This is a genomic window from Synechococcus sp. A15-24, from assembly GCF_014280195.1.
In the GTDB taxonomy this organism is placed as follows: domain Bacteria; phylum Cyanobacteriota; class Cyanobacteriia; order PCC-6307; family Cyanobiaceae; genus Parasynechococcus.
This window is the reverse complement of the sequence record NZ_CP047960.1, coordinates 120,153-145,296: the sequence shown is the minus strand read 5'-3', so window position 1 is coordinate 145,296 and position 25,144 is coordinate 120,153. Positions and strand designations below refer to the sequence as shown.

Sequence of the window (25,144 nt, the reverse complement as noted above, 5' to 3'; positions counted from 1 at the left end):
AGTCCCCTAAACCCGTACCAGAAGAAGGTGGGATAGAGCCATGAAACTGCTGGTGATCACCAACATTTACCCACCACAAAACCTGGGTGGGTTTGGGCTTTGCATCGAAAGGCTTACAGAGGGGCTGAAAGCAAGAGGATATTCTGAGGTTGTATTAACAGGAGACCAGCCAGATTTAGGGGCAGGTCAAGGCAGGCATGACATACAACGGAAACTCAAACTACTTGGAGAGTACAAAAATGGGGTTCAGAACCTAGATGAGGGGCATGAAAAAGAAGAACGAATCAAACACAACTTAAAAACTGTAAGTCATGCAATATCAGAGCACATACCAAGTGCATGCCTTGTTGGTAATTTAGACTTGTTAGGCAAAGGGCTATTGGACTACATTTTAACCAAAGACATTCCAACAATAATGCATATCGGGTTTATGGGATCACCCTTTCAAGGTAACTGGATCCCTTACACAAAGCCATTCAGGATTGCATCAGCGTCAGGAGAGGTGAAGCGCCTATTGAAAACAATGGGACATAATATCGAGAACCATCCTATTGTGTACCCACCACTAGCTCTAAGCAAACCGGAGGAGGAGCTCAGAAGCAAGTGCAGCGGTGATCAGCTGCGTATAGGTTTTGTTGGACTTCTCATGCATTCCAAAGGACTTCATGTTCTCATGGAAGCAGCGAGTAAAATGAAGAGATATAAGAAGCAATTTAACATCACAGTTGCAGGCCATGCCTTTTCAAAAGAATACGAAAAGGCACTTGTAGACTATTGCGCAAGAGCAAACATCAAAGACAATGTTCGTTGGATGGGTTTTGTCGAGCCACATGGGCTAAAAAATATCTACCGTGATATAGATGTTCTAGTCTTTCCGTCTCTCTATCCGGAGGCATTTGGAATGGTCGTAGCAGAGGCGATGTCGAATGGAGTTTTGCCAATTAGTAGTGGTATGGGTGGGGCATTTGAAGTAATCACCCACGGCATTGATGGACTTCTCGTGCCTCCAGGAGACAGCGATGCCCTTTATCAGCAACTGGAATGGTGCAGTCGCCATATAGCAAAAGTTAAGGATATGGGGCGAAAAGCAAAACAAAATGCGTTCGCTAGATTTAGGCCCGAAAGAAGTGCAGAGGTACTGGACCAGTGTTTTAGAGAAATCATGGAAGACAAATCAAATCATCACATCAACACAACAACATTCCAGTGAAAGCATCCTAGAAAATATGAAACAAGGATGGTGGCTCTACAACAATGATCTGCAACTAGCGATCCGCTATCAACGGAGAGCTGCCGCAGCTGCCAAGCTGATAGAGGAAAAAGCTAAAAATATTTCAATGCTGACATACTTAGGGGAGCACACTGACTGCGAAGCCGAAATTATAAAGCAAGAGATTGATTCACTAACAATAGGTAAGCAAGCATTGTGTCGAGCCAGAAGAGGTCAACAGAAATCCAACACATGGGCGAGCCTATCGAGTCATGGAAACCTGGCGGCAGCCGTTGATCGCGTTAATCGAGCCATAGGCTGCGGACATGCCGTTTGCATCCTGCTGGTGGGAGGAATCGGAGACCAACTGGAAGCAGCATCATTAGTGTTGGCACACCAGAGACGAAGAAGAATAGGAAGGGACCCAGACCTAAAAATGAGGGCAGAGGGGCAAAACAGCAAGGTGGTTATGGATCATTTGAAAAACTCAAAATGCAAACATTTGCTAGCAAATTCGTGCGACAAGTTTGCAGTAGAACTAAGTACACCAATGTATCGCTACTGGATGGAAAGAACGATGTATTTACCGTTAATATTTGAAGGCATTCACGAAATAAATAAGGAATTGCAAGAAGAAACTTTGAATATCTTGGTATGCTGGAGGTGCAAAAAAGATCCTCAAAACCAATTCAGCTCATTTAGCAGATCCGTACCTTTTGCGAGCATCATTGAATGGCTAAAAGATTGGTCCAATGAGATAGAAGAAAAGACAATCACAATTAATGACATATCAGAGTATAGTGATCGAGAGTGCGCCATATTAAAATCAATGTTACCGAAAGTTAATTTAATAAGAAAGAAGATTAAGAGTCTTGAGGATACAGTTCAGCTCATTGCAAATAGTCATGAAATTATTACAGTCGATACATCGCTAGGACACCTTGCAGCCACATCTGAGGCAAAAACCAACCTCTTATTGCCTCTACATCCCGATGAGCGATGGCTGGAACTTCTACAAAGCAAAGGTGTGTACATGAACACTATAAGAATTTACCAACAAAAGGTATTTAACTGCTGGAAAGAACCATTAGGGGATATAAGAAAATATCTGCAGAGAAGAACAAACAAATCGCTTTAGTTTAATCGCAGGAACTTAAACGGTTAACAATATTCTGCCAGACATTTAAACAAATTTCTTTCTCTCGCTCAAAACTATATTCGCGAAGCATATGATCAGCATTCCGCAGAAGGTCAGATGAAACCACTTGGGTGTTGGCCTCAAATTCATAGACAGCTTGCTCCAAAATATTTACGAAACCTAAGAGATCACCATACTCAACATGGTGCAGTGCCTTAGTACAAAAATCTCGACCAGCTAAACCATGGTATCCGACGGCAATACAACCACATGCGATCGCTTCCGCCAATGGAAGACCAAAACCTTCTGGGTGACCACAACTCAAAAAGACCAAAGCCTCCCGAAGTTCCCGTGCAACCTGTTCGTGGGGCATTTTTCCGAGAGATTTGAACTCATAGTGACGCAGAACATCACGCTGTCGTGACATTAAGGCAACGGTATTAGCATGATTAAAATGCTTGCGCTCGAAAAAGACAATGCGACGTACCTTGACTTCAGGAGGGTAAAATAAACGACGATCAATACCATTAATAACACTATGAACAAATGAATCCGCCAAACCACATCCAGCGACGAGAAAATTTCGATTGTCTCTGGATACAGTTACAACGCCAAGAACATCAGGGTGCTGATAAAAATTCAAAACCGAAGCATCAAATTTTCCTTCCAAACCAAAGGTGTAGTAAGCGTTCTGGTTGAATATAACTTTCTTAATTCCTGTGAGATACGTAGGGATATTGGCAACCCAAGTCTCAGGTAAAACAATCAAATCTGTCTCGGCATTTGGTCTTCCCTCGATGTAGGAATCAATATCAACAACAGGAGCATCAGAGTTGAACCAAGACACACGAAAACCAGATTTTTCATGAAGAACCTTGGCATCAATACCACATTGACACAACAACTCAACTTGACGATAAATCTGCTTGACACCGCCAATGGGGTGGTCAGTATCGGGATAGCAAACAAAATAAAGTTGTGTCCTCATTGGACCTTATCCAAAACTGCAACACCCAGCTTGATCAATGCAGCTAAGAGTGCCAAGGCATTAGAACGCGAGAGACCAAAGGAGGTAAGTGCGTGAACATCTATACAATGATGATGCTCAAGATAATTAATCACTGCATCTAAATGTTGATTTGAAAGAGACTCTAGAAACGACGAATTCATCGACAGTCGGAGCGTCGACAGCGGAAGCAGTTCAACCTCCGACAACGACCCACATACGACAGAATAAGGCTTTATAAGCTTTGTAGGATAATGAGAAAAAGGTTTTGAGGTAGGGGTAGGAAAAGAAGATATAGATGTACGTACCGAACTAGAACATACGCGACGATCTGCCAATTCTGACCAAAGATCAAGATATTGACGATAAACTGGACTCCAACTAAAGGATTCGATCCAACGTTGGCGGGCATTCGCCCCCATGAGTTGAACCAAGGATGATGAGTTTAGACACAAATGCAAGGCTCTATAAAGCGGCTGATGTTCAACAATTGCCGCCATACTCCTTAACCCAATCATCGTGTCATATGGCATAAGACCCAGGCCATACATAGAATCGATCCAATCATATTGATCAGAATTATTGCTCACCATTGAAACAGGTATTCTAAACCCAGTAATGCCGTTATCAACAAGATCTTTATAACCATTCCAATCCGTTGAAATGACTGGCAAAGAAGCGGCCATCGCTTCAATAATTGAAAGGCCAAAAGTCTCCTGAAGATTATCAGCAAGAGAGACAAAGACATCTGCTGCCGCAAAAGCATCACGCTTTTCCTGCTCGGATGCTGGTTCCAGGCCTCCCAGCCGAATAATCGAAAGGTTCAAAAACTGGCGCGCTAGGTCTTGATAAGCTGTTTCAATAGGCTGGTTAAAGATGTGACCGCACTCTAAAAGAACAATCTTTCGACCAGGATTTTCCGCCGAAAGGCGATTCACAGCTCGATATAGTGGAAGAGGATGAGACTTGCTATGAAAACTAAGGCGACCAACAAAAAGGATGACGAAAGCCGATTGGTCTATTTGAAGAGTCTTTCTTGACTGACATCTGTGACGACGTCTGTCTGAGTCAAAACCCATAGTCTCAGGCAAGGGGTCTGAAACAGCCAAAGGAATGATGGGAAGCTGAAGCCCGTCTCGTTTGGTGATGGAGCAGGAAAAATGGGACTCAAGATATTGTTGAAATGACTTGAAAACAGCAGTTACAACATCACGACCAGCAGTTGATGTGCAAACAAGAGCATCCCATGAACACAAAGGAGACAAAAACAAACGTTCCAGCTCACTAATCACATCGGATGAAGACAAAGTATGAATAACACCCGTCAACGAAAAAGCGTTTGCGGGACAGGAGGATCGCAGCAATTGCCAACGAGAAAGACCTGGATCTGGAAGATGAATGGCGCCGATCTCCGTCAGTGACTCAGGATTAAGATCAGGAAAACGAAGGGAAGCCTCTGGATGAAGATTAGGAATTAAAAGATCCTGTAGCCGCCTACGCTCCTGTTGATTAAAACAGATCAAAGAAAGAGTATCACCTGCAGTCAGTTGCGAAGCAAAACCCAAAGCCATGGAACGACCAGCAACACGCCGACCGATGATCTGCTGATGGTCGACATCAAAAGCATCCCCTGGAAGCATTAAAGCTGCCGGATCAGGCATAAAAATCTTTGCGATAGGCCCAAAGACATAACAACGCCAAGCAGGCAGCAAAAGCCAAAGGTGTCGCGGCTAGGCCAACAATCCAGGGGTCGGCAACGCGAGCCAGTGCAGCCACCACGCCTGACCATAAGAACAGGAGGAACAAGGGGACAGACAAAGGGCTTATACGGAGCCGTACGAACAGACGCCGAAGGCGTCTTGAGAGGGGGATCGGGTGTGACAACAACTGATGCCTAACAGGCTGGCGATGGGTGTAGAAGTAAATTGAACCACAAAGAACCCGTCGTCGTGCGTCTCCACTTTGCAGTCGTTCATTACTTCAATCCTGATGGAGGGGGCAGGCACGGGTCATTAAGCCCTGATTCGCTGGGACGGACCAGCGCCTTAAGGGAACTGATCCTGCAACTGCATCGACTGTTCGGACATCCAACAGGTGCATTGAATCATGTCAAACGACGCGTCGAAATCGTGAAAGACATAGAAAGCGAGCTAAAAATCTCCATCTGTATCACTAAGGATAAACACCTACTCAACGAACTGGAGGATTTAGAGAACGTAGGAGCATTTACGCGCATTGAATGTGAGCCAGACCAGCCAAAACATCTTGGATTTCAGTGCCATCGAATTCTTGCGCAAGATTACACGAAGTACGACTACAACTGTTACCTGGAAGATGACATCATCATCAGAGACGCTGACTTTTTTAAAAAATTACAAAGATTCAATCGAGTGTTCTCAGATATCTATTTATTGCAGCCAAATCGAATTGAAACCAGCCAAAACCTTAAAAACCTGCGAAGGTTCCTGATCGATGGTGATTACAATCCGGAAGCCACAGAAAAATACAGACAATCCATGAACAAAGAGCTCTATATGGATCATCTTGGGGAAAGCGTTCTATTCACACAGCCATTCAACACTCATTCAGGATGTTTTTTTCTAAATAAAAAGCAGTCTAATAAATATTTCAAGAGTGAATACTGGGACGTCGAAGACACATCATTCCATGGGCCGCTTGAGAGTGCAGCTACATTGGGAGTCATGAAAATGTTCCAGATCATGAAACCACATTTAACCAACAGTCAATTTCTAACCGTAGAGCATGCTGGGCGTAACTTTATCGGAATGCTCGACGCGTAGACAATCATGGATGGATTAAATCAGCAGCGCATCCTGATCGATTGGCCATTGACGCCATACACGGGTTGGGGAAGCTACGGCATTCAACTCGCACAAGCACTGATCAGCCGGTCAATCGCACAACCAATCGTGAGCGAACCGATCCAAAGAAGCTCAAACTGTGACTTGCATTGGAATCTCTGGGCAGATCAGATAGAGCAAAAAAGCGAAGCCCTCATTATCGCGAATCGAAATGACAGTAAGGTCATCAGACAGACAAATTGCGAACTAACAATTGAGGGGCTAGGGAATGGATTCGTGGCACAGAAATTTAGTGGTAACCATCGAATTGGAGTAACATTCTTTGAACGAAGTAAGCTACCAGAAGCACTCATCGATCATATGCGTAAGTTTGATTTAGTGGTTACAGGCTCAACGTGGAATCAGCAAGTTGCTGAACTCAGCGGCCTTAAAAATTGTCTAATGATGCACCAAGGTATTGACATTAGCCGATTCAACGCTATACCAATCCCAAAGCTTTTTGATCGTAGCCTTGTAATTTTTGCAGGTGGAAAATTAGAGGCAAGAAAAGGGCAAGACATCGTGATTGAGGCCTTCAAAAAATTTCTGGCATATTGCCCAGAAGCTCTTCTAATTGCATGTTGGACCAATATTGCGGACATCGGATTATCAACAATCGAAGCATCTCCATATATTCGAGGTCTACCCCGAACAGGGAAAGCCAAAGATATTCATCCATGGCTGGTCGAGCAAGGAATTCCAGCTCGGAATGTTGTTGTACCTACAGCAATGGCAAATAGTCAACTGCCATCACTGGTGAAGCAGGCTGATAGTGCTGTATTTATGAGTCGTTGTGAGGGTGGAACAAACTTAATGGCAATGGAGACATTAGCTTGTGGGTTGCCAACGATACTTTCAAACAACACTGGTCACCGAGACTTACTGGACGGAGATATCCCGCACGCAATAGGCATCAGCAAGAACAAAGATGTGGATGAATCAATTACAAAGTTTTACGGTTACGATCATAGATCAATGTGGGGAGAAAGTAATCCAGACACGCTTGTCGAGCTATGGTGCCAACAACTGAAGAATAAACAGGAATGGCATTATCGGGGGGTGAAAGGTGCGAAGCAAATGGAAAAATATAGCTGGGTTGCAAGTATGGACAATTTAATCCAGGCACTTGTTCAAAGAAAACTGCTATCAAATTGAAAAGACAGAACGTTTAGCCCATAGTTCCTGATAATTGTTTGTTCCTTTTAATCCAAAGCAGGTCAAGTCACCCCCACCAGGATGATTTCGATGCCAAGCGGATTTATGCCAGGCGACGATAGAACCGTCTTGTCCAACAAATGCTTTGTTTTGGTTTTGATGAAACGGTGTAAGAGGCATAAAATGGCCGAAAAGAAGAGAAGGCGCTGGAACAAACTGAGCAATGATGCGACCAAACAGCGTCGGCCCCGTGGGACAAAGAGCTGTGACACCATAATCATGGTTGCGGCAATTGCGTAAAACAGACTCAATCATATGTGACAGGATCGGATGATTCGGTCGAGAATAAAAAAAAGCATTCATCACATCATGTGCTGAACGCATAATCGACGGTAGACCGGAACCAAAGTCATAGAAATAAGCAAAGTCAATAGAAGAGCCTAACCGCATACCAATTTCAGGCTTGATCGTAATATCAGCATACCAACCACCAAAATGATATAGAAGACAGTAACGAGCGAGATCAGACTTGTAGGCCAGCGGAACCAAAGAGTCGTAGGCTAAAAGGACCTCAGCTGGCATAATGTCAACAAGACAATCACGCAAGGAAGATCTAGTAAGGAGCATGTAACAGCAATTAGAATATAGTTGTTTAAATCGAATGGACTGACGTGCAAGTACTGGTGGCAGTTCTTCGTCAATATTAGATAAATAAATTTGAAAAAAATTGTCTGACATCAACGACTGTTCTGCAGATCCTCTGAACCCTTCGTAAACATATCAGTGAGAAGCGAAATCACTGGGCGCTTCCGTACAACAATCAACGCTGTAACTTGCATACCTGGCTTCAAACGATCTAATAATACCTTCTTATCGGGATTTTGTTGCAGCGTCACTTGTACAGGATATGTATTTGCAGGCTGCTGTTGAGAAGACGAGCTACCCTTAAGAGAATCAGCACCAATTCTTGTAATATTAGCTTTGAGGTATCCATACTCACCTGCAGGGAAAGAAGATACAGAAAGTTTGACGTCTTGACCTTCCGACACGAAACCCAAATCAGCATTGGAAAGATAGACACTTGCACGGACTCCACCTTCTGGGATTATTCTCATCACCTCAGACCCAGCACCGATAACAGAACCAGGCTGTACTGAAAGATTAAAGATACGACCCGGAGCGAAAGCAGAAAGTAAAAGGTTACGGTTTTCTTCCTTAGAATCAATTTGCTGAGCTTCAAGATTAAGCAACTGGCGAGTATTGGCACTCACCTGACGACCAGCCTGTGCAATCAGAATATTGATCTGCTCGTCGGTCTGGGATATTTGAGAACTAATTTGCTGAACATCGTCTTGTGCTGATAAATAGTTGAATCGAGATGTCCCCCCATTCTCGAAGAGAGTCTTCATAGCCATGGCCATCTGTGCTCTTAAGTCATACGTTTGAGTTTGTGAGATACGGCGCGTGCGTAGTTGACGGAGCTGGGCTCCGGTCTGCTGTACCGATAATTGGATTGAACGGATACGATCTTCACTTGCAATATTGGCTGGAGGGGCAGGTAAAGTATTTGGTAAGGAGCCCTGTCCATCAATCAGGAGATTTAGAAGCTGATTTTCATAGGACAAAAGAGCTATTTGGCGAGTTATATTATCTAATTGAGCTTTTAAACCTAGATTCTCTACTGTTGCAAGACGATCACCGGTTTCAACTAACTCTCCTTCTTTGACCCATATATCGCGAACAATACCACCACTAGGACTCTTGACCTCAACTTTGCCAAGAAGGGGCTCAAGAGTCCCTGATGCCGAAACAGTTTGATCAACCTTACCGATAAATGCCCAGGTGAGTGCAGCGGTGGTACCAGCAGCAATGGTCCAAATTACGAGTCCACCCCAGTGTTGGCTTTGATCCAACATTCCCGGAGAATCGAAAAAGACTTTACGATTGGAACGCTGAATTACAGAATTAACGATTCGGCGTACAAGTGATGAGCCTTCCGATGGTGAAAGATTAGAAGGTTTTGAATCAGTTGACGGAGGCATCTTGCTGGCGATAAAGGGCATAATACAAGCCTCGTTTCTTTAGAAGCTCAGCATGAGAGCCAGTTTCCTGAAGAAGGCCGCTATCCATTAAGAGGATATTGTCAGCATTACGGATTGTACCAAGTCGATGAGTTATAAAGAATACAGTATCATTTTTCAATTCACGACGCAGATTCTCACAGACAGTGCGTTCCGTCAAATAGTCCAATGCACTCGTGGCTTCGTCAAGAATCAACAAACGCGGTCGTGCCAGGATTGACCGAGCAATCGCCACTCTTTGCCGTTGTCCGCCAGAGAGAGCGGATCCACGCTCACCCACACGAGAGTCATATCCGTTCGGAAGATCCATTATAAAAGCATGAGCACAAGCGACCTTGGCTGCATAAATAATATCTTCGTCTGTTGAATCCGGAGAGTTGAGAGCTATGTTCTCGCGTATTGTCCCATCGAACAACATTGAATCCTGAGGAACAATTCCGATCTGCTGACGCAAAGAATCAATATCTACTTTAGAAATATCATAATCGTCGATCCGAATTGTGCCGGAAGCAGCTTTATACATTCTTGGCAATAACTTCATAATTGTACTTTTTCCGCTGCCACTTTGGCCAACAATTCCAATAAACTGACCAGGTTCAATTGTAAATGAGACTTGTTTGACGACAAGTGGAGCATGTTCGTTAAAACGGAAATCTACTTGGTCAAACTCGATTTTTCCGTTGATCGGTGGAAGAGCAATTGGACGTGCGTCCAGAGGTTGCTCGGGTTCTGCATCTACAACATCAGCCAAACGTTCTACAGAAATCTGAAGACCCTGAACTGTCTGCCATGTTTGAGCAAGACGAATAACAGGACCAACAACGTTTCCACTGATTATTCGAAAAGCGATCAATTGGCCTATGGTCAAATCCCCTTGCAAAACCAGATAGGCACCAACCCAGAGAACGGCAAGACCGCCAACTTCGTTGAAAAAAGCACCAATGGAACCTGCTGTGGAGCCAATAATTGTGGTTCGAAAGTTACTGGAAACAAAACGTGCGTAGCGTTGCTGCCAACGCCATCTGATGGTCGTCTCAGCATGTTGAGCTTTTACGGTTTGCATTCCATTAAGCGCCTCAACCATGAGGGCGCTTGCAGCGGCGTTAGCCTCAGCGGCAATCCGAAGCTGCTTTTTAATAACTGGCGCGATAATATAAACAAGTGCAAGGTAAAGGGGAACAACACCTAGAGCCACAGCAGTTAGCAAACCACTATAGGAAATGCAAACAAAAAGATAAACAAAACCGAATATTACATCCAGGATAAGAGTCAGCGCAGTACCGGTCAAAAAACCGCGAATATTTCCTAACTCTCCAACTCTTGTAGAAATTTCGCCAACAGGCCGCTTATCAAAATAATTAAGAGGTAAACGGAACAAATGAGTCAAAATATTACCAGAAGTCGCAATATCAATACGATTAGTCGTATCGGTGAATAAAAATGTGCGAATAAGATTAAGAACGTTTGACAGAATGCTGACTCCAATAAGCATCACTCCAAGAAAATATAGTGTGCTAAAATTTTGCTGGCCAATCACTTTGTCGATAATCTGCTGAATAATTAAAGGCTGGGCAAGGCCAAAGATATTGATAAATATTGAGGCTACAAAAACCAATATAAGGGAACTCTTGTATCGCCGTAAAAAGGGGAAGAAATAGCTTATATCAAAGCGCTTCGTCGCAGAATCAACACGACGGGAGAGAGTTATCAGACGGTATGTCGGCTGTTGGTCTTGCAATTCAGTTGCGCTGATGAGTCTCTCACCCTCCCGAGGGTCGATCAAACGCAGACAATAACCCGAATCACCAGCAAGCAGAAGAACTCCATCAACGGTCTCTACCAATGCAGGCAAACTCACACGATTGAGATGCGAGGCAGGAACTTGCATCATGACTGCCGTGAGACCTAAAGCGTCAGCTATTTGACCCAGGTTTTCCAATGACGGACTGGTGCGGTCTCCCACCATGCCATTCAGCATCCGATCAACAACATCACGCCGAAAGGGCAGCTGAAGGACCTCGCAAACCATCTGAAGCAATGCCAAACCCTGCTCCACTGGGGTAGAACCAAAAACCGGCTTGACCTGGAGAGCTTTGCGATTAAGAGTTACTGGTCCCTGGTCCTGCTGCATGGCCAGGGTCAATAATTCAGACCCATCAGGATTTTGCCAGACTGGCTGCTCTACGAGGACCGCATCAGCTAATTTATCAGCAGGCCGAGGCTTCTTGGGTGCTTCAAAGAGGGTCTGTAGCTGAGCTACAGGAATACCAACGAGACGTAACCCTCGAGATGAGTTATCCAAAGCATCTCGCAGTTGTGAAACATTGAAACCGCGAAAACTCGGTGGACCTAAATCAGGGAAACATAATTCAGGAAACTGAGGGAACCAACTCATCTGAGGATGACGCTCGACAAGACGATTTAGATCATCTAAGTTTAAAACCTCTGAAAAAAGATATATTGGCTGGAGTTTATCAAGAAGTTCAGCAAGACTCAGATCCTGCAATTCACGTTGAACCAAAAGCGACCTAAGGGCAGAATAAAGATCTTCACGCTGCGAATGTTTTGAAAGCCATTCACCCAAGCGACGATCGTCCCGCCACCAGCGTTCCCAAACCACAGCAGGTACAACTAAAATTTTTGAATCTGCGCTGGTTCTACATCCAGCAGCAGCAAGACCATTTAAGACACTTACACCACCCCACCATTCCCCAGGTAAAACACGTCGCAATGTAAATTCCTGACCAGACGCATCTCGACCAAAGACGCGGAGGGATCCCTCAACAACCAATACCACGGAGGACAGGGGAACTTGTTCTTGAGCAAGAGAGTCACCTAAAGGCACGAACAATGCAGAAACCTGCTGTTCATCAGCCTGTATCAAATCCGCCGCAAAGTGGTCAAGCGGCGGGTGCTCCATCAACAACCGAACAATGGACGACAACGACGAAGTCAATCTGGAAGGTACTCAATCAGGTCTATTGTCCCACCCTCTTCAACTAGGCCAATTTGAGCACTGATCCACTCCTGATAAAGTTCGTCGATCAATTGGCCTTCCATGTCATGGGTTAGCCGAGCTGGAAGCCTTTTGTCAAGTCGAATAAGAACATTTGTGTCGCCAAGATCAAACGGGCCGATTAAACGGCCCTCAACGGCCACGAGTAAGCGCTTCGTTAACTCAGGATGGCCAACATTCGATGCCAAAACAGGACCGATTCTGCCACCACGGGCACTTTCTGGACCCTCTGACCAACGGATCGCAGCTGCCGAAAGCTCTAATTCACCTTCTCGAATCGCTAGAGCTAATTCTTGAAGACGAGAGGAATTGCGACAACGGAGCATTGAAAAGATTAATTGATCTCTAGCTGAGCGTGTACGCGTGAAATACTCTTCGACCTTGGGAAGGAAACGGGAGCGCTTAAAGCGCTGAAGCCGAGCCATACGGGTTGCAGCATATGAGACATCATCAGCCTCGTCCATCCACTTAGAAGATGCGAAAGAGGCAACGAGAGAACTTTCAACATCTTTTTCAAGCGAAACACTCTTGCAGATTTGCTCCTCAATCCATGACTCGATTAATATACGAGTTCTACTAGAACGGACAAGTAAATGCCAAGTACGGTCATCGAACGGAAAATCATTCATGGGCCAAGAAGATGAACAAGACGTTCTTGTAAACTCTCAAGGGCCGATGACCAATCACCAAGTGATTTCTGGCGGAAAAGACTCATCGAACTATACCAAGGAGAGTCAGTACGACCGCGCATCCAGCGGAAATCAGCATTATGTTGGAGTAATACCCAAACTGGTTTATCAAGCGCACCAGCAACATGCGCTACTGCGGTATCGACAGAAACAACAAGGTCCAGTTGGGAAATGACACAGGCGGTGTCTAAGAATGACGAAAGCTTATCATTCCAATCGTAAACGCCCCATTCGTCCTTCCAAGGTGCGAGCTGTGAGGCATCTTGACCAACTTGCAGAGAATGAATACAGACCAAGCGCTCCTTACGCCAACGATCGAATAGAGGCAACAAAAGCTCCAGTCGCAAGCTCTTGTCTGCATACATCTCCTTGTTATCAACGCCAGAAGCCCAGACAAGACCGATATTTAAGGCAAATGGGGGTCGAGATATTTGCAAATGATCAGGGATCCGTTCCGGACGTTTTAGATAGCCAGGCATCAATGGAACAGTATCGAGACGAGTACCAAGAACACGCGGAAGGCTCAGCAATGGAATATGATGATGAAAACCATTAAGATCCTGACGTCGATGTTCAACAATTGGAGGAGCCGAGGGAGATAAACACTCTCTAAATAAAGACATCAAAGGTTTTCGCGTTGACAAAACAACGTCAAGCCCCATCTCCATTAATATTGGTATATACCTCACAAATTGAATATTATCGCCATAGCCCTGTTCAGCCCACACCATTAGTGGACTATCCAGATTAACTGAGCCATCCCAAACCGGAATACCCGGGAAAGGAGTGATTACCTTATCAGGAAGATGGAGGCGTGTTTCGTAAAACTTCCAACCTTCATCCATCTGGCCAATTGTAAGAAGTGTTAGTCCAAGATTAAACTTTGCATCATGACAAGAATCATCAATTTCAACACCCTTGCGTAACGCAGAACATGCTTCGTCGAAACGCTCCTGGACTGAGAGTGCACTGCCAAGATTGACGTAGGACGGCGCATGGTCGCTCTTTTGGTTAATCGCTATTTCAAACTGATCAATCGCGTCCCCCCATTGCTCTTTAAGCTGCAAAGCAAGCCCCCAATTGCAATGCATATCGGGGTTGTAGGGCTGACATTCATTCGAAATCCTATAATGATCGAGGGCTAAATCGATATGGTTCTGATCACGATATATATTTGCGAGATTATGGTGGGCATTATTGTGGGTTGGATTCAAGCGGAGACACTGTTTAAACTCGAGGGCAGCTTCATCCTTGCGCTTAAGTTCTGCTAAGGCATTACCACGGTTGTAAAAACAATCAGCAAAGTTGTGTTCATATTTTAAAGCAAACTCGTAGGAGCGTACAGCAGCTTCAAGACGACCGGACTTACGAAGAACAACACCATAGGTATTATAATACGTGGGATTTAAAGGATTAAGTCTGGACGCCAAAAGCAGGTATTTCAATGCATCATCGTTCTGACCAAGCTGGTGAAAACATGCACCGATAAGGTGATGCATCTCGGCAGCTTGGTCATTATCCAATGAAGAGGCCGTTAAAAGCTCCTGCGCAGCTTCAATGGCCTGCAGCGGTTCACCAGCGTGAAACAGTTCCAACGCTCGCCCAGGAGCTGTGTTCGCGACCATTGTCCGCTCAAGCCATTTGGGATGATTATTTCATGAGACCATAGGGGTATGGAGGGACACGCACAAGGTCAGGAGCTGTTTAATCAGGCGTGCTACTGGCACCAGCAACAGCAGCTTGACAAGGCTGAACAGCTTTACCGACAGGCAGTCGAGGCAGATCAAGGCCTTGTTGATGGCTATCGGAATCTAGGGGCCTTACTCAGGCAGCTAGGACGACCAGAAGAGGGCTTGGTCTTCCAGAGAAAAGCTGTGGAACTAAAGCCAGACGACCCCGGGCTCCAAGGAAATTTGGGAAACGTGCTTAGAGACCTAGGCCATTTAACTGAATCGCGCACGGCCTTTGAAAAAGCGGTGAGCCTTGCGCCCGAGATGAGTGGTCCTCACCTCGGGCTTGCCATAACGTTGAATGCAATGCATGAACATGAAGTTGTAATTGAAAAGATAGGTAGTTTTCTTGAAACATTTCCGACTTCTGGCAACGAGAAGGACGCATCTCAACTACTGCTTGAACTTGGGAATGCCTGCCAACAAGTTGGAAACGTTGAAGATGCCCTATGCTACTGGGCAAAAAGCCAAGAACTCGTAGATGACGACAATAATCTAGCCGTGGTACTGAATACCGCTCAAGTACTTTGTGGACAACGAGATTATTTAAAAGCCGAAAAGCTACTTCACCCGTTACTGAAGACCCATCACGAACACCCGAATCTATTGTACGCATTAGGCGTAATCAGCAAAGGGAAAGGAGATTTAGAAAAAGCCTATGATTTCTTCCAAAAGGCATTGGAGCAAGATCCTGACTATGCCATTTGTCTTAATACACTTGGACTAATGTTGAGAGAACATGGACATATTCATAAAGCGAAGGACTGTTTTGAACGTGCACTCAAGTCATCACCAGAATTTGGAGCTGCTATGAACAACCTTGGATCCGTACTAAAGGACATAACCTGCTATCAAGATGCGCTCTATTGGCTCAGAAGAGGTGCGAAACAACTGGGCGAGAATGCTGCTGCACATTCCAATGTACTATTTACACTCGTGGGCTATGAACTTGAACCAGCTAAAGAACGGTTCGAAGAGGCCAAAAAATATGGGCAGTTGTTCAGTACTGCACCATACGAGCGCTGGCGGGATCGTGTTCTCTGGCCAGACCAACATCGCAAATTGAAGATTGGATTAATTTCACCCGATTTTTGCAGACATGCCGTCAGCTATTTTATCGAGCCGCTGCTTGAACAATGGTCAGGACAACATTTAGAAATCACTTTATACGCAGCTGGAGAGGTAAGAGATGACTATAGTGAAAGATTAAAATGTAAGGCAGACCATTGGCGCGATATACAATCTGCCGACGATGAAAGTGTCATCCAACAAATCATTCAAGACGAAATTGACATTCTTGTTGACCTTGCTGGTCACACAGCAGGAAACCGCCTTCCCGTACTAGCCCATAAGCCTGCCCCGATCCAAGCAACCTATCTCGGTTATTACGGAACAACGGGTCTGGAAACAGTTGATTATTGGATAACAGATGATACCGTGCATGCCGAAAATGAAAAGATTGATCAATACAGCACGGAAACAATCTGGAAACTTAATAGAGGCTACATGAGCTATCGCCCTTTGGATGAGGCCCCAGATGTAAGCCCACTGCCATTGGCCAAAAAACAGACTGCAATGTTAGGCAGCTTCAATCAGAGTCGTAAAATAACCCAGGAAACAGCCGAAAATTGGATGGCTGTGCTTCAAATGATTCCTACAGCTCATTTGTATTTAAAGTCTAAAAATCTTGGAGAAGAGCAAGAAGCTAAAAGAATCAAAAAGTTGTTTGAACGACTCGGACTTGCTCCAGAACGTCTGCATCTTCATGGCCATAGCCCAAACGTGCAAGCCCATCTTGAGCAATACAAAAATCTAGATCTGGCATTGGATACATTCCCTTATACAGGATGTACAACAACTGCCGATGCGCTGTGGATGGGTGTACCTGTACTGACGGTTGCAGGACAATCCATGGTCAGTCGCCAAGCGGCAGCCGTTCTGAATGCCGCAGGGCATTCAGAGTGGATCTGCAATAGTCGAAATGAATTATGCAATAAGGCAGTTGAACTCCTGTCGGACAGTGAAAAACTAGCTCAGACACGACAACATTTACGTGGCGATCTGCGCAAGAGCCAACTGCTGGACCATGCCGACATGGCTAAAGAACTGGAAAAGACATTTCGAATATGGTGGCGAAAGCTCATACAAAATGAAGGTTTATCACGGCTGACAGGTAGTCAAGCTTCATCCTGGCCTCTTCGACACAATATCGAGCCTGTTGCACGTTTCTCACCACTAAAGAGACAAAGCAAGTGAAAATACTCTGTATACACCAAAATTTCCCAGGCCAATTTCGTGATATTGCACCAGCTCTGGTGGACAGAGGCCACGAAGTAAAAGCGATTTGCAGCCACGGAAAACCCATTTATGACAAGATTGAAACGTATAGATACGAGTATAAACAAAAGGAATGTTCCGGGATTCATCAACTAACAAAGGAAGTCGACGAATGGATTCATCGAAGTGAGCTAGCTGCAGAACAAGCTAATCTACTCAAGGGGAAAGACTGGGCTCCCGATATCATTTTGGGGCATCCAGGATGGGGTGAGACCTTACTATTAAAAAGAATATATCCAAGCAGTGCTCTAGTTCTCTGGCCAGAACTATGGCTTAGACCTACACAATTAGGACAAACAGATGCATCAATGACCCTACAGCAATGGCATTATCTTCAAAACAAAAATAGTTTAGTTGAATTGTCTTTAAGCCAAGCGCAAACCGCGATGTTACCAACACAATTTCAAGCCGATAGTTTTCCCAAAAGACTTCAGAATAAGATAAACGTATTACATGAGGGAGTAGAAGAGACAATGTTTCAGAATCAAAGAATCAATCGCTTAACACTTACACCAGAATTAACGTTGGGTGAAGATACACCTGTTGTGACCTACATCAGCAGAAATCTTGAGCCGATGCGTGGTTTCCCTACGTTCATGAGATCTTTAGTTAGGCTACAAGCCTTGAATAAAAGAGTGCACATCGTCATTGTTGGAGGTGATGGAGTCAGTTATTCTAGTGCATCAGATGATGGGAGAAGCTGGAAAGACATCTTATTGCATGAGCTTGAAGGACAAATAGATCTGACACGTATACATTTCTTCCCTCGAATACCCCATGAACAGCTGATCAAGTTGTATTTGAGAAGTGACTTACATGTCTACCTTTCGAGCGCGTTCGTGCTGAGCTGGAGCCTGATCGAAATCATGGCATGTGGAACACCCGTGATCGGAAATAACAATGCAATGATCAAAGAATTGATCAAACCCGGAATCACCGGAGCCCTTTATCAAGGGGATGAAAAAGGCCTTGGAGAGGCCATTCATAAACTCCTGAAACAGCCGAAAAAACTTCGGGCATGGGGTAAAAATTCAAAGGAATATATTCAAAAACATTATGCGTTGAGCAACACAATTGACAAACTTGAGGAGCTACTCAAGCCACTTGCAGCTATCTTCTAAGGTTTGAACATTTCATCATTTCTATGAGTTGTTCGGAGAAGATTCGAGGTGTATTTAAGGTGTCACACAAGGAAGATGAACGAATGTGATTAGCTAAGGCTCGCCGCGAGTCAGCTGTTCGATACCGCTCAAAAAGTTCAGAAGCCTTCTGGGGAAGTTCATCGGGATGTTCAGCAATCCACTCAGTAAAACCGGCATGTTCAATGATTGCAGACGAGATGGCACCTGCGTACAGATGGTTCGGAGACGTTAAAACCGGAATGCCCATTGCTAAAGAATCAAGAGTTGTTGTAGTACCACAAACAGGGAAGGTATCAAAATGTACGTGAATTCTCCCGTAATCGCAGTATCCTTCAAAAGGAGTAGGTGCGTAGGGTATTGCTAACAATTTATAAGGCGCTACACCAGACTGAACAAGTTTAGACAAAAACCAACGACGAATCTGCGGATCAAAAAAGGAATGCGCACGAAAAAGAAGTTTTGAATCGGGGAACTCACCTAAAACGGAATGAAATCTAGATAGACACTGTTGCGTCAACTTACGCGTATGATTAAATGACCCAAAAACAGGAGAAGACGAATTCGTGTAGTAAATTTTATCCGGTGAAGGAACACCATGGACATCAGGATCGAAACAGAGACTTGGACAGGGCAAAGCCCAGATTGATTCAGCTCCGTGATAGGACGACCCGACACGGCTAGCAATTTCACGGTCAAGCACCCACCAGTCGCATTCATTGCCATAGCTGGGTCCATAAAAACCAAGATATGTGATCTGCAAAGGGGCAATACGAAAATTCAGGAGGCCAGGTTGATTGTCAGCAGTATGACCACCTAAATCAATCAGGACATCCGGCGCCAGCGAACGAAGGACCGGTAACGGATTCTCACCGGAATACAAATCACACCACTGCGTCGACAATGATTTAAGACGAGAACGCGTTTGATCGACAACGTTGGGGTCTGAATTAAGAGCTACGTAAACAATATTATAATCACGATAAAGTGCACTAACAATTGGCAGCCAGAATCTACCAACAGGATGATTACGGAGATCTGCCGAGACAACCGCTATCGTCTTTTTCTCGTGAATTGAAATCATACGATTGGCGTTCTGAATTTTACTCGGCGGATCAACATCAGCATGGTCTGCAATTTCCAACCGCGACAAATTATGATAGTCCTTTACAAGAATTGAGATACGATGCTGGTCTAATTTTTCCATTCCGTGCTCAACAAAAAGCATGTTACTGATTGACTGAAGCTGTAGCTCTTTATGGTAACGATGATAAACATCACGAAATAAAGCACTAACTCGACTGTCAAGCCCTAAATTTGTGAAGCAACGAAGCATAAAGTCACTTTTTGGAAAACTACGACGATTAAAGGCATAACTAGCATAATTGCGAACAATTAATTCAAAACACCCCTTTGCCCATAGACTATGCAAGAAATAGATAGAGCAAGCTGTATTCCGATAATAGGCCGAGGATTCAATCCTTTGGTATGGCAAAGTTTTTAAAATCGAAAAGGCATTCTTATTCTGAACCAATTGAAGAACGATATCTGGTCGATCATTAAATTGACGGTCGAGCAACTCACCCAAACGATAAAACGATGACTTTTGATCATGCCATATTGTGTCATAAGAAAGAACATCTATAAGCCCATAAAGAAGTATCGCATCGACAATTTCTGGAAACTGCAAAACTAATTCGTAACGACTATTTTTGCTAATTCCCCTTTGCTGGTAAAGCGATTGAGATCCGACCAACGTAAGAGAACCTGAAGCGTAATGAGGAGAACTAAGAGGAGAGGTGGAATTGTCACGCCCTTGAGAACGCCTGATCACAGCCAACTCTGAGGAGATATCAAGCTCAGAATTGAGGTAAGCCGCAGCCTGGAGCTGCGTTTCAGAAGAGAGACGGTCGCCTTTATAGAAGGAGGTGACCCAGTTCGAAAGTTGAATGAAATTGGCCATGCTGCAATACAAAATATCGCAAAACAAAAAAAACCTCCCCCGAAGGGGAGGTGAGAACGAATCGATAAGTGATCAGCTGAAGGTCGGAATTGCAGTAGCAGAACCGAAGTTACCCGTACCAGCTCCAGCACCAGAAGCGTTGGAGAAGATACCAGTCGCACTTGCAGAAGAGAAATCACCACCTGCAAGGGTCGCTTGAGCGCCACCGGCAAAGACGATCGTAACCCCTGTTGCAGTGCCAAAGCCGTAGCTGACCAGTGTGTTGCCGCTGGCTCCAATAAAGAAGCCAGAGGAACCATCGGCAGTTCCAAAGAGGGCAGTACCTTGACCTGAGCCGAAACTGATGTTGTTAGCAGCATCAGTATCGATACCGAATACAATGCCACCATGCTGACTCGCTCCCAAGTTGTCGTAACCGAAGCTGATTCCGTCAGCAAAATGGACAGAATCGGTACCAGCCTCATTCCAGAAGTAGGCAGTAGAGGAGGTACCGGCTGTTAGATCAGTGAAGTTGAAGGAATCATTTCCTGTTCCACCCCAGAAGCTGACGCCACTGGTACCCACGGAGATCGATCCCGTGAAGAAGTCGTTACCTGCATCACCACCGAACACACCAGAGACAAGGTTGCCAGCAAAGACTAAGGAATCAGCGCCTGCACCACCTCGGATAGTGCCACCGCTCAGATCACCTGCGTTGATGAAGACGAGTGTGTCAGCACCAGAGCCGCCGACGATAGATCCTGTACCGAAACCGCCGTCGTAAGAGACGAGGTCAGCGTTAGAGCTGAAGATGATGGTGTCTGCATCAGAGGCACCAACCACTGTGGTGTTGGAAACAATGCCACCAAACGAGATGCTGTCAGCTCCAGCATCACCAGAGACAGCAGCCTGACTTACACCAGCGCTGAACAAGATCGTGTCAGCACCAGATCCACCGGCGATGGAGTTGCCGGAAGTGACTTCAGAAGAAATCGAGATGGAGTCATTTCCATCACCACCAAGCACGCTGCTTGCTGTCAGGTCACCGCTAAACACCAGAGTGTCGTTGTTGGCACCACCCATGATCGTGGTACCGCTCGCACCAACGGAAAGGGTGAAGACATCAGAATCGGAACCAAGGTCAACCGTGGAACCAGCAACAGCTGCTCCAGAGAAGGTCAACTTATCTGCACCGCTTCCACCAGCAATCGAGATGCTGGTAGCGCCGTTAGCAAAGCTGATGGTGTCCTTACCAGCACCACCCATAACTGAAGTGCCACCGTTAACGACTTCGGTGAAGACGATGGAATCCTTATCAGCATCACCTGAGACATACGCGCCTGTAACGGTTTGAGCAAACACGAAGGTGTCATTACCCGAACCACCCTGCATGGTGGAAACGGTGACGTTGTTGTCGAAGTCGAAGGAGTCGTTACCAACACCACCGAGCAAGGAATCAGAGCTGCTAATTGCGTCGGAACCGAACGTTATGACGTCGTTACCGGAGCCAGCGAAGATTGAAACGCTTGTACCACCGCTAGCGAAGTGGATCGAATCTTCGCCTGCATCCGTGCTGATTTGAGTCGAGTTGAGGACCCCACCGATGGAAACGCTGTCACTCCCAACACCAAGGTCAACTGTGCCGCCGGTGGCCGTTCCCTTGAAGCGGATGGTATCTGCACCGCTAGCAGAGAAGACATTGCCTGATGTGAAGGTCGCTAAGACCAAATCATCTGCAGCACCGCTCAAGCTGACTGTATCAGAAGCATTTGAGCCACTCACTGTTGTGTTAACAACAGACTTAGCGAAGTAGATCGAGTCAGCTCCAGCATCACCACTGAATAGACCAGCAGTAATGATCTGGGCAACGTTAATGTAATCTGCCCCAGCACCGCCTATTAAGGTTGTTGCCGATAAAGAAATTGCAGTCTGAGTTGATCCGCTCAGAGAGGTAGCGGTGAGGGTGAAGCTGTCACCTAAACCACTGCCAAGGATTGAGTCTTTACCAAGACCAACGTTGATAGTGGAAGCAGAAATCTGCGAGCCGGTGAAGTTGAAGCTGTCGTTACCAGCGCCACCCATCAAGCTGTCAGATGTAACACCACCACTAATGCTGAAGTGATCGTTGCCGCCAGCGCCTTGGATGGTCGAACCAGAAATACCACTTGCGATCACGAGGCTGTCGTTGCCAGCGCCAGCATTAATCGTGACCTTGCCGCCTGCACCAGCAGCGATGGAGATGGTGTCGTTACCGGAACCTGCAGAAATTGTTGAACTGGTGAATGTTCCGCCAAAGCTGATCAAGTCCTTGTCATCTCCTGAATCAAGGAAGGACTTGTAGGCAGATCCACCAATAATGATGGAATCATTACCGCTGCCACCAACAACAGAGGAAGTCAGCGCACTGACGATGGAGAACGAATCTGCGCCAGCCTCACCAAGGACAGAAGTACCAGCAGTAATCGCACCCAAAGTGAAGCTGTCATCACCGGAGCCGCCGTACAGCGAACTTGCAGTGATAGTTCCAGCGACAGACATCAAGTCATCGCCATCATCACCGCCCACATTGGACTTTGTAAGGGCGCTGTCGAAGACAATGGAATCGTCGTCGTCACCACCAGAGACCGTGGAGCTCGTTACTACTCCAACGATGCTAAAGGAGTCGTCGCCAGCGTTTCCGTAAATCTTGCCGGCAGTGTTAGCACCATTCAGGGTAAGGGAATCAGCTCCGCTACCACCTTTAATGGTTGCACTCTTAGCGGCTGCGTTAACAACAATCGTGTCGTTGGAACCTTCGCCAGCAATAAATCCTGAATTGATACTGCCGACAGAGATCGAATCTGCATCCTCATCATCAGAAGCAGAACCACCGATGATGGAGGCACCACCAGCCAAGCTGGTGTTGACTAGCAGAGAGTCAGCGCCGGCATTTCCGTAAAGGACACCTTTCGAAAGGTTGGAACCGATACTGATGGAGTCATCTCCGCTTCCACCAAACATTGTGGAATTAATAGCCGCTGAGTTGATTACCAGAGAATCGGCACCAACGTTAGTGATGATCTTGGAAGCAGAAACGGAACCACTAATAGTGATTGTGTCGTTTCCATCAAGCTCACTACCTGGTGTTGCAGCATCACCGCCACGGATAGTCGCTGACTTAACAGAACCATCAATTTGGATGGTGTCAGCACCAAAACCACCAACAACACTTGAAGTTGCGGCTGCGCCACCCAAGGTGAAACTGTCAGCTCCGCTACCGCCCATCAATGTGCCAGCACTGACGGAACCTGCCGCACTAACCAAATCAGCACCGTCACCCATGTTGATAACGCCACCAAGGCTGCTGCCAACAATCAGAGTATCTCCTCCATCGAGAAGGGTGGTGGTACCACCGGCAAGGGTTCCAAGACTAATAGAATCGTCACCATCGCTGGAAAGAATGGTGGAATTACTAACTAATCCAGAAACGGAAAGAGTGTCTTTGAGTGAACTGCCTTCATCCGAAACAGCGAGCTGAACATTTGAAGAAACAATTTTTGAAGCAACAACAAGGTCGGCGCCTTGCTGACCACCAACAACACCAGAACTCAGTGTTGCAATGGTGATGGTGTCGGAGCCGCTTCCGCCCCAGATCTTGGACCCGGTCAGCTTGGAGCCAATAGAGATCGAGTCATCGCCAATGTTGGTGGCAATGTTCGTGGCGGTACCACCACTGCTGATAATGATGGTGTCAGCACCTGAATTACCTTTCAGGGTGCTGGAATTCGCCTTTCCGCTGATGCTGACGAAATCATCGCCATCATTTCCAGTGAGCGAAGTAGAGATCAGGGTGCCTGTGACCTGAACCGTATCGTTGCCAGCGCCGGTTAAAACCTGACCAGATCCTGCGACGCCACCTGCAAGCAAAATGCTATCGGCGCCACTGCCCGCAGAAATGCTGACAGAAGTGGCTGTGTCAGCAAGATGGAAAGTATCGGCTTCATCGTCATCACCACCGCCCAAGCTGACGTTTGTGGACGGATCATCCAGATAAAGACTGTCGGCTCCACTGCCGCCCAAAAGGGTTCCAGTAGTCAGGCCTTCAGCGAAGTGAACAATGTCGTCCCCTGCTTCTCCGTCCAGATAGATGGAAGTTTGATCTAGGGCAAATGAAATGGTATCTGCCTCAGTACCTGCCTTGATCGTGAGATCAGTTCCTTTGGCTGCGACGCGGAGGGAGTCAGCACCAGAGCCCAGCCAAATTTTGGAACTGGAAGCGGTAGCGAATAGCTGAATCGAGTCGTTACCAGTGTTAGACGCAATATTGGAACTGTCGAGCGCTGATGTCAGGTAGATGCTGTCAGCACCGCTGCCACCTTTGAGTGTGGAGGTAGCTCCGAGAGCACGGATGGTGTCGTCTCCGGCAGCAGCTTGAACTGAAACGCCTGTGTATCCAATTGATACAGAAATACTATCGGCGGAAGATCCGCCAGCGATGTACTGGTCTGAATCGGTTCCGAGCAGGGTATCCCCAGTGCTCGATCCTGTGATGGTGCTGTTAAAGGCCATGGAAGAGAGAGTTGAGCCGTGGGGCCGGAAGAGGCTTGGTGAACAAGTCTCAAGCCTCTACGGCTTGGAGACACGGACACAAGGTCACATCAGGAAGATATAGGCAAGAGTCCGGTTCGTCAATCAACTGAGGGCCAGTCCAGGGAGCTGACCAACGGGGGGCAGCAGACTCGATTGTCCAGGCACGTCAGGAGCGCGAAAATCTCGTCAGCCACAGCCTTTGAATTGCCTGACATTAACTCTTCAGTATAACCCAAAGCAAAACATATAGTCAAGAAACCTTAACTTTATA

Annotated in this window: 15 protein-coding genes; 6 read left to right on the top strand and 9 right to left on the bottom strand. The window is 46.0% G+C overall.

Annotated elements, in window-relative coordinates:
- Positions 1-52 precede the first annotated feature (52 nt).
- Together SynA1524_RS00695 and SynA1524_RS00690 are read left to right on the top strand one after the other, a co-directional pair.
- The gene (locus SynA1524_RS00695) at positions 53-1,210 is read left to right on the top strand and encodes a glycosyltransferase family 4 protein (RefSeq protein ID WP_222930498.1); all 1,158 of its coding nucleotides are present in this window, start codon (positions 53-55) and stop codon (positions 1,208-1,210) included.
- Positions 1,211-1,226: 16 nt separating this feature from the next.
- The gene (locus SynA1524_RS00690) at positions 1,227-2,348 is read left to right on the top strand and encodes a glycosyltransferase family protein (protein ID WP_186498526.1); all 1,122 of its coding nucleotides are present in this window, start codon (positions 1,227-1,229) and stop codon (positions 2,346-2,348) included.
- Between the two features lies 1 nt (position 2,349).
- Here the strand turns inward: SynA1524_RS00690 and SynA1524_RS00685 are convergent, their stop codons facing one another.
- Positions 2,350-3,336 carry a glycosyltransferase gene (locus SynA1524_RS00685; RefSeq protein ID WP_186498525.1) on the bottom strand — a complete coding sequence of 329 codons (987 nt, stop codon included), beginning with the start codon at positions 3,334-3,336 and terminating at the stop codon, positions 2,350-2,352.
- Positions 3,333-5,015: a glycosyltransferase family 4 protein gene (locus tag SynA1524_RS00680; RefSeq protein ID WP_186498524.1), complete on the bottom strand. Its 1,683-nt coding sequence runs from the start codon at positions 5,013-5,015 to the stop codon at positions 3,333-3,335. The genes SynA1524_RS00685 and SynA1524_RS00680 overlap by 4 nt, the downstream gene beginning before the upstream one ends.
- Positions 5,016-5,303: 288 nt before the next feature.
- Here SynA1524_RS00680 and SynA1524_RS00675 point away from each other — a divergent pair, with 288 nt between their 5' ends.
- Positions 5,304-6,155, top strand: a complete 852-nt coding sequence (locus SynA1524_RS00675; protein ID WP_186498523.1) for a calcium-binding protein — start codon at positions 5,304-5,306, stop codon at positions 6,153-6,155.
- A gap of 6 nt (positions 6,156-6,161) precedes the next feature.
- Positions 6,162-7,370 (top strand): glycosyltransferase, encoded by a 1,209-nt coding sequence (locus tag SynA1524_RS00670; protein WP_186498522.1) that lies wholly within the window; start codon positions 6,162-6,164, stop codon positions 7,368-7,370.
- Here the strand turns inward: SynA1524_RS00670 and SynA1524_RS00665 are convergent.
- The 5 genes from SynA1524_RS00665 to SynA1524_RS00645 are packed head-to-tail and all read right to left on the bottom strand — an operon-like array spanning position 7,362 to position 14,751.
- A complete protein-coding gene (locus SynA1524_RS00665; protein ID WP_186498521.1) occupies positions 7,362-8,108 on the bottom strand; it encodes a glycosyltransferase in 747 nt (248 codons plus the stop codon). The genes SynA1524_RS00670 and SynA1524_RS00665 overlap by 9 nt on opposite strands.
- Positions 8,108-9,433 carry a beta-barrel domain-containing protein gene (locus SynA1524_RS00660; protein WP_186498520.1) on the bottom strand — a complete coding sequence of 442 codons (1,326 nt, stop codon included), beginning with the start codon at positions 9,431-9,433 and terminating at the stop codon, positions 8,108-8,110. Before SynA1524_RS00660 ends, SynA1524_RS00665 begins: the two co-directional genes overlap by 1 nt.
- Positions 9,396-12,371, bottom strand: coding sequence for an ABC transporter transmembrane domain-containing protein (locus SynA1524_RS00655; protein WP_186498519.1), 2,976 nt, complete (start codon positions 12,369-12,371; stop codon positions 9,396-9,398). Before SynA1524_RS00655 ends, SynA1524_RS00660 begins: the two co-directional genes overlap by 38 nt.
- A 32-nt stretch (positions 12,372-12,403) precedes the next feature.
- Positions 12,404-13,096: a peptidylprolyl isomerase gene (locus SynA1524_RS00650; protein WP_186498518.1), complete on the bottom strand. Its 693-nt coding sequence runs from the start codon at positions 13,094-13,096 to the stop codon at positions 12,404-12,406.
- A complete protein-coding gene (locus tag SynA1524_RS00645) occupies positions 13,093-14,751 on the bottom strand; it encodes a tetratricopeptide repeat-containing glycosyltransferase family protein (protein ID WP_186498517.1) in 1,659 nt (552 codons plus the stop codon). Before SynA1524_RS00645 ends, SynA1524_RS00650 begins: the two co-directional genes overlap by 4 nt.
- Positions 14,752-14,829: 78 nt before the next feature.
- Here SynA1524_RS00645 and SynA1524_RS00640 point away from each other — a divergent pair, with 78 nt between their 5' ends.
- Together SynA1524_RS00640 and SynA1524_RS00635 are read left to right on the top strand one after the other, a co-directional pair.
- Positions 14,830-17,142 carry a tetratricopeptide repeat protein gene (locus tag SynA1524_RS00640; RefSeq protein ID WP_186498516.1) on the top strand — a complete coding sequence of 771 codons (2,313 nt, stop codon included), beginning with the start codon at positions 14,830-14,832 and terminating at the stop codon, positions 17,140-17,142.
- Between the two features lie 59 nt (positions 17,143-17,201).
- Entirely contained in the window at positions 17,202-18,344 is a 1,143-nt protein-coding gene (locus SynA1524_RS00635) for a glycosyltransferase (RefSeq protein WP_186498515.1), read from the top strand.
- Here SynA1524_RS00635 and SynA1524_RS00630 read toward each other — a convergent pair.
- Both SynA1524_RS00630 and SynA1524_RS00625 read right to left on the bottom strand, forming a co-directional pair.
- Positions 18,334-20,325 carry an O-linked N-acetylglucosamine transferase family protein gene (locus tag SynA1524_RS00630; RefSeq protein WP_186498514.1) on the bottom strand — a complete coding sequence of 664 codons (1,992 nt, stop codon included), beginning with the start codon at positions 20,323-20,325 and terminating at the stop codon, positions 18,334-18,336. The genes SynA1524_RS00635 and SynA1524_RS00630 overlap by 11 nt on opposite strands.
- 72 nt (positions 20,326-20,397) lie before the next feature.
- The gene (locus SynA1524_RS00625) at positions 20,398-24,852 is read right to left on the bottom strand and encodes a beta strand repeat-containing protein (protein ID WP_186498513.1); all 4,455 of its coding nucleotides are present in this window, start codon (positions 24,850-24,852) and stop codon (positions 20,398-20,400) included.
- Positions 24,853-25,144: the final 292 nt, after the last annotated feature.